This window comes from Edaphosphingomonas haloaromaticamans (genome assembly GCF_001853345.1).
GTDB lineage: Bacteria > Pseudomonadota > Alphaproteobacteria > Sphingomonadales > Sphingomonadaceae > Sphingomonas_E > Sphingomonas_E fennica.
On record NZ_MIPT01000001.1, the window covers coordinates 1,625,797 to 1,637,642 of the forward strand.

The 11,846-nt window shown below is 67.8% G+C and carries 11 protein-coding genes and 1 pseudogene; 10 read left to right on the plus strand and 2 right to left on the minus strand.

The features are described 5' to 3' along the window. Positions 1 to 287: 287 nt before the first annotated feature. The 8 genes and pseudogenes from BHE75_RS25350 to BHE75_RS07495 all read left to right on the plus strand — a co-directional run bounded on the left by BHE75_RS25350 (position 288) and on the right by BHE75_RS07495 (position 7,677). Positions 288 to 815, plus strand: a complete 528-nt coding sequence (locus BHE75_RS25350) for a Mu transposase C-terminal domain-containing protein (protein ID WP_438830614.1) — start codon at positions 288 to 290, stop codon at positions 813 to 815. Then, positions 806 to 1,717: a TniB family NTP-binding protein gene (locus BHE75_RS07475; protein ID WP_070933380.1), complete on the plus strand. Its 912-nt coding sequence runs from the start codon at positions 806 to 808 to the stop codon at positions 1,715 to 1,717. The genes BHE75_RS25350 and BHE75_RS07475 overlap by 10 nt, the downstream gene beginning before the upstream one ends. A gap of 49 nt (positions 1,718 to 1,766) precedes the next feature. Next, entirely contained in the window at positions 1,767 to 2,996 is a 1,230-nt protein-coding gene (locus tag BHE75_RS23145) for a TniQ family protein (protein ID WP_438830615.1), read from the plus strand. Between the two features lie 148 nt (positions 2,997 to 3,144). Beyond that, a pseudogene (locus BHE75_RS07480) lies at positions 3,145 to 3,375 on the plus strand (PA0069 family radical SAM protein); the annotation flags it as partial. 71 nt (positions 3,376 to 3,446) lie between these two features. After that, positions 3,447 to 3,899: a DUF4279 domain-containing protein gene (locus BHE75_RS23150; RefSeq protein WP_084653004.1), complete on the plus strand. Its 453-nt coding sequence runs from the start codon at positions 3,447 to 3,449 to the stop codon at positions 3,897 to 3,899. Positions 3,900 to 3,974: 75 nt separating this feature from the next. Beyond that, on the plus strand, positions 3,975 to 5,042 hold the full coding sequence (locus tag BHE75_RS07485) for a PA0069 family radical SAM protein (protein ID WP_070933501.1): 1,068 nt from the start codon (positions 3,975 to 3,977) through the stop codon (positions 5,040 to 5,042). 86 nt (positions 5,043 to 5,128) lie between these two features. Then, positions 5,129 to 6,829 carry a tetratricopeptide repeat protein gene (locus BHE75_RS07490; protein ID WP_084653006.1) on the plus strand — a complete coding sequence of 567 codons (1,701 nt, stop codon included), beginning with the start codon at positions 5,129 to 5,131 and terminating at the stop codon, positions 6,827 to 6,829. Positions 6,830 to 6,843: 14 nt separating this feature from the next. Next, complete coding sequence (locus BHE75_RS07495) at positions 6,844 to 7,677, plus strand: 4-(cytidine 5'-diphospho)-2-C-methyl-D-erythritol kinase (protein WP_438830616.1); 834 nt, start codon at positions 6,844 to 6,846, stop codon at positions 7,675 to 7,677. 225 nt (positions 7,678 to 7,902) lie between these two features. Here the strand turns inward: BHE75_RS07495 and BHE75_RS07500 are convergent, their stop codons facing one another. Further along, positions 7,903 to 9,738: a DUF885 domain-containing protein gene (locus BHE75_RS07500; RefSeq protein ID WP_254684389.1), complete on the minus strand. Its 1,836-nt coding sequence runs from the start codon at positions 9,736 to 9,738 to the stop codon at positions 7,903 to 7,905. A gap of 95 nt (positions 9,739 to 9,833) precedes the next feature. On the opposite strand from BHE75_RS07500, the gene BHE75_RS07505 reads away from it, so the two are divergent. Further along, positions 9,834 to 10,580 carry an enoyl-CoA hydratase/isomerase family protein gene (locus BHE75_RS07505; RefSeq protein WP_070933504.1) on the plus strand — a complete coding sequence of 249 codons (747 nt, stop codon included), beginning with the start codon at positions 9,834 to 9,836 and terminating at the stop codon, positions 10,578 to 10,580. Then, on the plus strand, positions 10,577 to 11,302 hold the full coding sequence (locus tag BHE75_RS07510) for an N-formylglutamate amidohydrolase (RefSeq protein WP_015459957.1): 726 nt from the start codon (positions 10,577 to 10,579) through the stop codon (positions 11,300 to 11,302). The genes BHE75_RS07505 and BHE75_RS07510 overlap by 4 nt, the downstream gene beginning before the upstream one ends. Here the strand turns inward: BHE75_RS07510 and BHE75_RS07515 are convergent. After that, positions 11,292 to 11,702, minus strand: coding sequence for an EVE domain-containing protein (locus tag BHE75_RS07515; protein ID WP_015459958.1), 411 nt, complete (start codon positions 11,700 to 11,702; stop codon positions 11,292 to 11,294). The genes BHE75_RS07510 and BHE75_RS07515 overlap by 11 nt on opposite strands. Positions 11,703 to 11,846 lie beyond the last annotated feature (144 nt).

An 11,846-nucleotide genomic window follows, 5' to 3' on the forward strand; every position in this document is an offset into this window, starting at 1 on the left:
TCCGGACACCCCACTATGGCGGGCACATAGAGCGGCTGATCGGCACGATGATGGGCAAGGTCCATCTGCTCCCTGGAACGACCTTCTCCGACATCCGCGTGAAGGGCGACCTCAATCCCGAGAAGACGGCCGCCATGACCATCGACGAGGTGGAGCGCTGGCTCGCCCATGCCATCGCCGGCGTCTATCACCGCAGCCTGCATCGCGGCNTTGGCATGCCGCCGCTGGCGGCGTGGACCAGGGGGATCGCCGGCGATGACAAGGTGCTGGGCCGCGGNGCGCCGACGATGGTGCCCGATCCACGCCGGTTCCTGATCGACTTCCTNCCGATTGCCATGCGCCGGGTCCGGCGCGACGGCATCTCGCTGCACTCGATCCACTACTGGGCCGACGTGCTGCGGACCTGGATCGGCCATCCCGAGCCGATGATCGTGCGCTACGACCCGCGCGATCTCAGCCGCATCTACCTGCTCGGCGAGAACAATCACTATTACGACATCAGCTACCGCGACCTCGGCCGCCCGCCGATCAGCCTGTGGGAGCACCGCCTGGCGCNCAAGCGGTTGCGCGAGGAAGGCCGCGCGCTTGTCGATGAGGCGGCGATCTTCCGCACCATCGCGGCGATGCGGCGGATCGCCGACGATGCCGTGCTGGCGAGCAAGACAGCGCGACGCCAGCGGGCGCGCAGGCTGAGGGTCGTTGATGGCGGTCGGATGGATGATGCGCGCGCCGCGTTGCGCACCGAGGCCGACGATCAGACCGAGGCCCGGCCCTTCAATCNCGACGACATTTATCCGTTCGAGGAATGGTCGTGACCGGGAGTTACGCGCATCTCCATGCCGCGGTTCGGCCGCTGGCCGACGAGGATGCGGCGAGCCGTATCTGGCATATCCGCATGGACAGGTGGATCGGCTACGCTCGGGCGGACGCTGCCGNCGAGGCGCTGGAGGAACTGCTCGACTTCCCGCAGCGCACGCGCATGCCCAATCTCTTGTTGGTCGGGCCGACTAACAACGGCAAGACGATGATCGTCGAGAAGTTCCGGCGCGCATATCCTCGGATCGACGCGACGGACTGCGAGAACCGGGTGGCAAGCGTGCCGGTGCTGTCGGTGCAGATGCCCTCCGCCCCGGACGAGAGCCGGTTCTTCGCCGCCATCCTTGACGAGCTTGGGATGCCGTATGACAACCGAGCGCGTCCCGTCGCTTTGCAGGACGTGGCGGTGCGCACAATGCGGCTGACCGGCGTGCGGATGCTCGTGATCGACGAACTGCACAACCTTCTCTCGGGCTCAAGGTCCAGACAGCGCCAGTTACTCAATCTGCTGCGTTGGCTCGGCAACGAGCTGCGTATCCCGCTGGTCGGGGTCGGCACCGGCGAAGCGTTGCAGGCGATCAACAGTGACGACCAGCTCGTCAGCCGGTTCGAGCCGTTCATGTTGCCGCTGTGGACCGAAGGCGATGCGTATCGCCGCCTGCTCGGGACGCTGGAAGCGGTGCTACCGCTACGACGCCCTTCGAACCTGACCGATCCCGCGCTGTCGGCCAAGATCCTGACTGCGGCCGAAGGCGTGCTCGGCGAGGTGATCGCAATCGTCAATCGTGCCGCCGTGCTGGCAGTCAAANCGGGAACCGAGGCGATCTCGGCACGGCTGATCGACGACNTCCGGTTCATCCCGCTCTCCGAACGCCGTAGGGCCAGCCGCCATGCTCTATGAGGTGACGCCGGTGACGCGACCGCCACCGCGCGTCGTGCCGTTGCCGATCATGGTCGATCCGATGGAGGGAGAGGCCCTGATCTCCTGGTGCCATCGCCTCGCTGCCCGCCTCGGCCTTCGTCTCCACCAGACCGCGCGCATGCTGGGCGTAGACACCAGCGATCCGGCGTGGTGGCATCGTCCCGGCCCGGAAGTGCTCTTGGCGATCTCGCGTCGCACTGGCGTTGGCATGAAGCGCTTACGAGCCATGACCTTCCTCGACTGGAAGGGCTTGTCATCGCAAAGAAATCCCGGTCACATCGTCGGCCGTTGGTCACGGGATCTTGTCAGGCCGAGAGCGGACTGCAGCCCACATTGCGTCGCCTGTCCGCAATGCCTCGTGGACGATCGAGAGCCTTGGGTGCGGCTCGACTGGCTGACGGGATGGGCGTCCTTGTGCCCCGTGCATGGGACAGTGCTCATCGAACGATGCAGGAAATGTCACGCCCCGTTGCGCATGCCTACGCTGGAGGTAAACTATACGCCCACTCTGGGAACCTGCCATAAATGCGGCGCTCGTCATTGTGACGCGCCTTTAACGATCGCCCACCCGCCGGTTCTCGAGCTTCAGGAAAAGATGTTGAGAGCGATGCGGGAGGGTAAAGCCCGCTTCCCCGGTCTGCGAACTTGCGCGTGGTCAACGATGGTGGCCCTTGTAGCCCAAATCNCCTGGACCTTATGGCAATCGAGNGACGGGCGCCGTCGGCTCGTTCTGTTCGTCCGGATCGCGCAGGAACTCGGTCTGCCACCGACCCAATCAGGGTCGGGGAGCCGGGCTTATGAGTTGATGCTGATACTCGTCTGGATGTTGCGAAAACCTTCGGAACGATGGTCTGTCATCCTTGGGGTAAAGCCCGACACAGAACAGGCATCGGAAGTCGTTATGCGTCTGCCGATGCGTCAGAGAACACGGTTATTGAACATCCTCTCTGTTGACGCGACCGTGCGCAGACAGGCCTATATGCGAACGCTAAGTGACCCCCTTTGCCAGACCGATTGCTATCCGGACTCCGATACGCTGCAACGGCACGGTGCCGTCGCCACGAGCGAACCGATATATCGAAAGCTGCTGGCCATCGCCCGTTGCCGCGAGGGCGCCTCGGTCGAGGCGATAGTCGATGAGAGCAACCACCGGCGCCACAGGGTCGATCGATGGTGGCACAAATACCGGCCTGAAACCGAACACAAAGCCATCGCTGAATCTGCTTCCCCATCTCGCAATCCCTTGGCCAAGGTTTAACGAATCGAGTCCGCAAAACCTTGGACCAATACGCGATCCTTGGACCCGGTTCGCGAAACCTCGGAAAGCGACAGTGATGGCTTTCGCCCTGCCGCCGGGCTGATCGGCCTGGCTTGCATCTTTGTTCTCTTTATGTTCCATTCGGCCCATGGCGATCAACGGGCGTGGAGCGACGGGCAACCGGACCAGCCGGCGTTTCGGCCTTCCCGAGCGGGAGGCCGACGGCGACTGGCTGGACGACCGTGAGGCGGTGGACGGGCCGCCGCCCCGGCGGCTGAAGACGGTTGTGACGGCGCTGACCCCGCGCACGATCATTACCTACAATAAATCGCCCGACATCGGCTTCGATCGCTCCATCAACGCCTTTGGCGGCTGTGAGCAGTCCCCAACGGTTGCGTAAAGCGTTTAAGAGTTGTGGAAAGCGAACTCCGCTTTGATTAGTCTTGCCTTATGACCGATATGAGCGACAGTGATGAGCCCGATTATTATGCGTACAGTGCTACGCTGCGTATTCACGGCCCCCGACTACCGCTCGATGCGATTTCTAAGTACCTAGGCATCGAGGCAACGCACCAGCATCGTCGCGGTGAAAAGCGCCGGGCTGGATTGCGCCCCTACAATGACGACGCTTGGCATCTAACGGCGCCGGTCGCTGAGGAACGCGAACTTACCCATCATCTTCGCGAACTCTGGCGTGTGATAAAGCCGCACGTTGATTATCTGAATGCTCTTAACGCCAAGGTAGACGTGTTCTGCGGCTATCGCTCGAACAATGGGGCGGCTGGGTTCGCCGTTGAGCCGGACGCGCTAGAGATTTTTACGGCTCTCCGCGTACCTTTCGGTGTTTCTATTATTATCGACAGTTGGCTTGGGCAGCGGCTTGACGAGCCAACGCTCCAATGAGCGCGAGTCCCCGATAACGCGCCCCCCCTTGCGCTAGAACTTGCCTATTTGTTCTTTTTATGTTCCCATGCCACCATGTCAAAAATCGCTGGCAGAGGCGCAACAGAGAACCAAACGAGCAGGCGCTTCAACCTGCCCGAACGTCAGGCTGATGGTGACTGGTTAGATGCACGGGAGCAGATCGACGGCACTCCAGCCCCAATACGCACTACAGTCACGACACTTACTCCTAAGACGATTATCTCGTATAATCAATCACCTGATATTGGTTTTGACCGTTCGATTAACGGATTCGTGGGCTGTGAGCATGGCTGCATCTACTGTTTCGCGCGGCCGACGCATGCCTATCACGATCTGTCGCCGGGGCTGGATTTCGAATCGCGGTTGTTCGCCAAGCCCGATGCCCCGGCGCTGCTGCGGCGTGAGCTGATGAAGCCCGGCTATCGGGTGGGGCCGATCGCGATGGGGACGAATACCGATCCCTATCAGCCGATCGAGGGCGAATGGCGCATCACGCGCGGCATATTGGAGGTGCTGGCGGAGACAGGCCATCCGCTGACGATCACCACCAAATCCGATCGCGTGATGCGGGATATCGACCTGCTGGCGCCGATGGCCGAGAAGGGGCTGGCAGCGGTGGCGCTTTCGGTGACGTCGCTGACGCCGGAGATCGCGCGGACCATCGAACCGCGCGCGCCGCGCCCAGAGCGGCGGCTGGCGGCGGTGCGGGCGCTGCGGGCGGCAGGCGTGCCGACCTTCGTATCGATCGCGCCCGTGATCCCGGCGATCACCGATCATGAGATGGAGCATCTGGTGGAGGCGGCGGCGGATGCAGGCGCGATCGGTTGCTTCTTCATCCCCGTGCGCCTGCCGCATGAGGTGGCGCCCCTGTTCCGCGCCTGGCTGGATGCGCATTTTCCCGACCGCGCGGCCAAGGTGATGGGGATCATCCGCGACATTCGCGGCGGGCGGGACAATGATCCCGGATTCCACAGCCGGATGAAGGGGGAGGGCGCCTGGGCGGAGCTGATGCGCACCCGTTTCCACATCGCCTGCCGCAGGCACGGCCTCGTCAATCGCCACGTCCCGCTCAGGACCGATCTGTTCCGCCCGCCGGAAGGCGACCAGTTGAGATTATTCTGACCGAAAAACGGTCGAAATCCCGCAACAAGGGCCTATGATCGGCAGGAATCGAAGAATTGAGGCCGCAAGGCCGGAATGAGGATGACATGAGCCCGCTTCGCCCGATCGCCGCCGCCCTGATCGCCGGCCTGCTGGCCAGCGGCGCGACCCTGCCGGCGCTGGCGGCCGCCCCGGCGCCCCAGCTCCGCGCGACGGTGAGCCCGGAGATTTCGCCGGTGCTGGAATATGTGCGCGCGCGGGCGGCGGATTCGGCGGGCCTGACGGAGCTTGCGGCGGTGGGCTATGGCGCCGCGCTCGCGGCTTCCCCCGATGACGAGCTGATCGCCACGCGGGCCTATCGCCAGGCGATGATGGCCGGCGATCGGGCGCTGGCGGTTCGCGCGGCGCGCATCCTGGATGCCAAGGACAGGCTGCCGCCCGATGGCGAGATGCTGCTGCTGGTCGAGGCGGTGGCCGCCAGGGACTGGGACGGCGCCGATGCGCTGGCCGACCGGATTGAGAAGGACCAAGTGTTCGCCTTCACCGTGCCGGTGCTGCGCGCCTGGATCGTGCGCGGCCGCGGCAAGGGCGATCCGCTGGAACCGCTGGACGGCGCGCGCCGGGCCGGGGGCATCGCGGCGGCTTATGCGGCCGAGCATCGCGCGCTGCTGCTGATCGCGACCGGCCAGCGCGACGAGGGCGTGGCGGCGGTGAAATCGCTGACCGGGCCGGGCGGGCGCGGGGCGCTGCGGCTGCGCATCGCGGCGGCCGCAGCGCTGGTGAAGGCGGGCGATCGTGCGCAGGCCCTGGCCCTGCTGGATGGCGAGGAGCCGCTGCTGGCGGTGGCCCGCCGCCGGATCGCCGAGCGCAAGCCCCTGCCGCCCGGCGTTTCCACCGCGCCGGAAGGTTTGGCCGAGCTGTTCACCCGCGTGGCCGTGGACATCAACCGTGAGCGGGTGACGCCGATCGCGCTGACCTTCGCGCGGCTGGGCACCTTCATGGCGCCCAAGCATGCCGAAACCTGGCTGGTGGCGAGCGAGCTGCTGACCGCCCAGGAGCATTATGGCACCGCGCTGAAGATATTGGACAATATCGGGTCGCGCGATCCGATGGCGGAAGCGGCGCGGGGCCAGCGAATGGAGCTTCTGGTGAAGCTGGGCGATCGCGAGACGGCGCTGGACGAGGCACTGAAGACGGCGCGCCGATCCACCGAGCCGGCGGCGTGGACGCGGGTGGGCGGCATATACAGCCAGCTCGACCGGCCGGCCGACGCGGCCGACGCCTATCGCCGCGCGATCGACCTTGCCGGAAGCGGCGACGGCGCCGGACCGCGCTGGACGCTGCTGTTGCTGCTGGGAAGCTCGCTCCACGAAGCGGGCGACTGGGCGGCGGCGCGCCCCGTGCTGGAGGAGGCGGCGAAGGCGGCGCCGGACGAGGCGGTGGTGCTCAACTATCTCGGCTATGCGCAGCTGGAGCGGCGGGAGAATCTGGCGGAGGCGCAGACCCTGATCGAACGGGCGAGCGAGCTGCGGCCGGATGATTCCGCGATCACCGATTCGCTCGGCTGGACGCATTATGTGCGCGGCGACGTGCCCCGCGCGATCGAGCTGCTGGAGCGCGCGGTGGAGGGCGAGCCGGGCGAACCGACGATCAACGAGCATCTCGGCGACGCTTATTGGTCGGCCGGGCGGCGGCTGGAGGCGCGCTTTGCCTGGCGCGCAGCGCTGGTGCATGCCGACGACAAGGAAAAGCAGCGGATCAGCGCCAAGATCGACATGGGCTGGACGCCTGAAATGGCGGCTCCCTGAGCGCGATCGCCGATATCGGCCACGCCAAGATCAACCTTGCGCTGCATGTCCGCGCGCGGGGTGGCGACGGTTATCACGCGATCGAGACGATCTTCGCCTTCGCGCGGGATGGGGACGGGCTGGCGGTGGCGCCCGCCGAGGATCTGAGCCTTGCGATTGATGGGCCCCATGCCGCCGTTCTGGCGGCGGAGCCTGCGGAGACCAACCTGGTGATGCGCGCGGCGCGGGCGCTGCGGGGCGCATTCGGCGTTTCGGCGGGAGCCGCGATCCGGCTGGACAAAAGGCTGCCGGTGGCCTCGGGCATCGGCGGCGGATCGGCCGATGCGGCGGCGGCGCTGCGGGCGTTGGCGAAGCTGTGGGCGCTGCCGGCGGATGATGCCCGGATCATGGCGATCGCCGCGGNGCTGGGTGCGGACGTGCCGGCCTGCGTGGCGAGCCGGACGGCCTGGGCGGACGGGCGCGGCGACCGGCTGGTTGCGATGGCGGGGGCCGAGGCGCTGGCCGGAATGCCGCTGCTGCTGGTCAATCCCGGCGTCGCCTGTCCGACGGGGCCGGTGTTCCGGGGCTGGGACGGCGTGGATCGCGGGCCGCTGGAGCAGGGCGATCCCCTGCGGGCGGCGCTGGCCGGCCGGAACGATCTGGAGGCGCCGGCTAGGGCACTGGTGCCAGAGATAGGCGAGGCGATCGGGTTGATCGCCGGCATGCCGGGGGTGGTGCTGGCGCGCATGTCGGGATCGGGTGCCACCTGCTTCGCCCTTTTCGCCGATGCGGCCGATCGCGATGCCGCGGCCGGCCGGCTGATGGCCGCGCGGCCGGGCTGGTGGTGTCTCGCAACGGCACTGATCTGACCCGACCGTCCCGAAACGGGACGGGGCGTTCCGCCGAAAGCCCCGGCTTTCCGCCCTCCGCCCATATGGCATGACGCTTGCTGATCGTTACGGTAGCGGATCGCTGCGCGCGCGGCGGTGCATCCATCCGCGGGCGGCCGGTCCATCCCCCATGATGCAACCCGCCGTCAGGGGGCGGCGGTTCCTTGCGGAGCCGCCGCCCTTCCCCTGCCGGACCGGCGATATCTATCGGGACGGAAGCTGATCCGCCTGCCCGGCGACGAGATCGAGGGGCATGGGGCCGTTCGCCAGCACCAGCGCGTGGAATTGCCGCCGGTCGAAACGCCGGCCGCGCGCCTTGGCCATGGCGTCCCGTATCTCGAGCAGGCGAATCTGGCCGAGCTTGTAGCCCAGCGCCTGCGCCGGCCAGGCCATATAGCGTTCGATTTCCGCCACCACGCGGCTTTCCGCCACGCCGGTGACGTCGCGCATATAGGCGATGGCCTGTTCGCGGCTCCAGCGCATCGCATGCATGCCGGTATCGACGACGAGGCGGACGGCGCGGAACAATTCGTCCTGCAGGCGGCCGAGATTGCCGAGCGGGTCTCCGGCATAGGCGCCCATCTCGGCGGCGAGCTGCTCGGCATAGAGGCCCCAGCCTTCCTGATAGGCGTTGAAGCTGGCGATGCGCAGCAGCAGCGGCGCCTCGCCCAGCGCCAGCGCGATGCAGCTCTGCGTATGATGGCCGGGCACGCCTTCATGGTAGCTGAGCGTGGGCAGGCGGAAGCGGGCGACGGCGTTCATGTCGCGCAGGTTGATCCAGTAGGTGCCGGGGCGCGAGCCATCGAGCGACGGGCCATCGTAGAAGCCGCCGGGGGCGCCATCCTCCGTCGCCAGCGGGATGCGGCGGACCTCGAGCGGCTGGGTGGGGATCAGCGCGCTGGGCAGGATCTGGGCATAGCGCTCCTCCATCTGACGGACGAGGCCGCGCACATAATCGAGCAGGTCGGCGCGGCCCCGATCGCTGTCGGCGAAGAGGTTGGCCGGATCATGGGCCAGCGCATCCATGCGCGCGCCGATGCTGCCCCGGGTAAGCCCCCGCGCGGCGAGCAGATCGCCCATGGCGGCGGAGATGCGCGCCACCTCGGACTGGCCGATCGCGTGGATATCCTCCGCCGGCAGGTGCGAATCCGCCAGCGCCAGGACGTTGGCGGCATAAAGCGCCTCGCCCTGCGGCTGCGCCCAGAGCCCGGCCTCCGCCCGGCCGCGCGGCAGCATCGCGGCCATCTGCCGGCGCAGCGCCTGGAAGGCGGGCCGCGCGCGCTTGCGGAGCGCGGTGATCGCGCGTTCCTCCGCCTTCGCGCGGAAGCTGGCGTCCAGCCGGGCGGCGTCGGTGCGGGTGCGCAAGGCCGCGATCAGGGGATGATCCGCCTCCGGCCCGGCCAGGAAGGCATCCAGCACCGGCAGCGTCCTGGCGATCAGCGCGGCGGGCGGGACGGCGCCGGCCGCCTCGTCCGCCCGCACCTTTTCGATCACGCCGGCGAAGGCGGCGGGGAAGCTGTCCAGCTTGGCGATCCAGGCGTCCACCGCCTGCGGCGTGGCGAGCGACTGCTGCGCCTGCATCGCGTTCGGCGTGTCGATGTGCGGGCCGGCGATCTGGGTGACGAGATAGGGCACATGGCCCGAAAAGTTGAAGGCGTTGATCCGGCCATAGGGAATGGCGGCCGACCGGTTGGCATTGGCGAGGATGTTGGCGGCGGTGGCGAGGCGCAGGCGGGCGAGATCATCGTCCTTGCCGCAGGCGACGGGCGCGAGATCGGCCGCCGCCTGGGCGAGCGCGGCCCGCCAGGCGACCTCGCCGGCCGGGGAATAATCGTCCAGCCGGGTGGCGAGCGGGCCGCCGACATCGGCATCGGCGACGCCGTTATAGACGGCGGTTTCGGGCGTATGGGCCAGCAGCCGATCGGCGATCGCATCCAGCGGCGCACGGATCGGGCAGGGGGGCGGGGGCTTGGCGGCGGCGGGCGAAAGCAGCGAGGGCGCGGCCCAGGCGGCGATCGCGCCGCCGCCCAGCAACCTCATGGTTTCGCGCCTTGTTCCGCCCCGATCCATCCGATCATCCCCATGCCCGTGAATTGCAGTGGTGACATCCGCCGCGATCCACGGCAACTGGTCGCATGTTCCGATATGTTAGCGACGGGCCGTTCGGCCGCCTGATCATCGATCGCCCACGCCAGCGCAATGCCGTGCCGCTGGAAGGCTGGGGCGAGCTGGCGGCTGCCACGGTCGCGGCGGAGATGGCGGCGCCGTGCGCGCTGATCGTGCAATCGGCGGCGGAAGGGGCCTTCTGCGCGGGCGCGGACCTGGGCCATCTCGCCACGCTGGGGCAGGATGTCGGCGGGCGCACCGCGTTCCGGCTGGCGATGCGCGGGGCGATCGACGCGCTGGCGGCCTTGCCCTTTCCGGTGATCGCGGCCGTGGACGGCGGCTGTTTCGGCGCGGGCGTGGCGCTGATGTTGGCCTGCGACGTGGCGGTGGCGGGCGAAGGCGCGCGGTTCGCGGTGCCGCCGGCGCGGCTGGGCATCGCCTATCCGCAGGAGGATATCGACCGGCTGGCCGCGCGGGTGGGGCGCGGGCAGGCGGGGCTGATGCTGCTGGGCATGGAGACGATCGATGCGGCGGAAGCCGCGCGGATCGGGCTGGTCGAGCGCGCCGTGCCCGTGGCGCTGGCCGAGGCCGAACGGCTGGCGGCGGCGATGGCGGAGGGCGCGCCTTCGAGCTTCGCGACCCTGAAGCGGATGATCGCGGGCGTGGGGCCGGGCGTGGATACCGACGCGCTGTTCGACGCGAGCTTCGGATCGGCGGATTTCCCCGAAGGGATCGCCGCCTATCGCGAGCGTCGCAAGCCGGAGTTCCGGCGATGAGCGAGGCGTGGATCGACATTCCCGGCAATCCGGCGTCGCGCCTGCTGCTGATCGGGGATCATGCCTCCAACCGCGTGCCGGCGGACATCGACCTGGGCATCGATCCGGCGCTGCTGAACGAGCATGTCGCCATCGACATCGGCGTCGATCCGCTCGGCCGGGCGCTCTGCGCCGCGCTGGATTGCCCCGGCATATTGGGCGGGGTGTCGCGGCTGGTGACGGACCTGAACCGGGAGGAGGACAAGCCCGGCCTGGTGCCGATCGCCAGCGACGGCCACGCCGTTCCGGGCAATGCGCTGGACCATGCCGGGCGCGAGGCGCGGATCGCCCGTTTCTGGCGGCCCTACCACGCCCGCGTGGCGGAATTGATCGCGTCCGGCCTGCCGGCGATGCTGATATCGCTCCACAGCTTCACGCCGAAGCTCGCCACGTCGGACGAGCCGCGCCCATGGTCGATCGGCATCCTCTACAATGAGGACGATCGCGCCGCGCGGATCGCGATCCCGCTGCTGGAGGCGGCCGGCGTGGCGACCGGCGACAACCAGCCTTATTCGGGCAAGGTGCTGAACGCGACGATGAACCTGCACGGGGAGGGCAGCGGCATCCCCTATCTGGGCATCGAGGTGCGGCAGGACCTGATCGGCGACGAGGCCGGCGTTGCCCGCTGGGCGGGGATATTGGCGCCCGTCATCCGCGCGACGGCGGACGCCCTTATCGGCTGAGGCCGCCCGCCAGATCGAGGATCGCCGCCCATTCGGCATCGCTGACGGGCGAGACGGACAGGCGCGACTGGCGCACCATCTCCATCCCCGCCAGCCGGGGATCGCCCTTGATCGCCGCCAGCGTCACGGGCTTGGCCAGCGGGGCGACGGGGGCCACCGCCACCGATGCCCATTTGCCATCCGGCCCATCCGGCCGGGCGGTGCGGGTGATCCGCATCACGCCCACGCACGCCTTGTCCGCGCCGCTATGGTAGAACAATGCTTCGTCGCCCACCTGCATGGCGCGCAGGTTGATGCGGGCGGTGGGGTTGCGCACGCCATCCCATTCGGTTGCGCCATCGCGGACCAGATCTTCCCACGCATAGCTTTCGCGTTCGGATTTCATCAGCCAGTGCGCCATGCGCTCTCCTTTCCCTCGATCGCGGCGAGGCGATCCTAGATCATTTTCCGTTGCTTTAGATCGACAAACTCGAAAGCCGCCGGCCCGCATCCCTGGCGCCTTTCGAGGTGCATCGTCGCTCTTTCTTTTTTCATCCGAATTGCG

Bases quoted from the DNA above. Each gene is read 5' to 3' on its own strand.
- BHE75_RS23150 (WP_084653004.1), top strand. From the start codon at position 3,447: ATGACCGATATGAGCGACAGTGATGAGCCCGATTATTATGCGTACAGT.
- BHE75_RS07485 (WP_070933501.1), top strand. From the start codon at position 3,975: ATGTCAAAAATCGCTGGCAGAGGCGCAACAGAGAACCAAACGAGCAGG.
- BHE75_RS07490 (WP_084653006.1), top strand. From the start codon at position 5,129: ATGAGCCCGCTTCGCCCGATCGCCGCCGCCCTGATCGCCGGCCTGCTG.
- BHE75_RS07500 (WP_254684389.1), bottom strand. From the start codon at position 9,738: ATGAGGTTGCTGGGCGGCGGCGCGATCGCCGCCTGGGCCGCGCCCTCG.
- BHE75_RS07505 (WP_070933504.1), top strand. From the start codon at position 9,834: ATGTTCCGATATGTTAGCGACGGGCCGTTCGGCCGCCTGATCATCGAT.
- BHE75_RS07510 (WP_015459957.1), top strand. From the start codon at position 10,577: ATGAGCGAGGCGTGGATCGACATTCCCGGCAATCCGGCGTCGCGCCTG.
- BHE75_RS07515 (WP_015459958.1), bottom strand. From the start codon at position 11,702: ATGGCGCACTGGCTGATGAAATCCGAACGCGAAAGCTATGCGTGGGAA.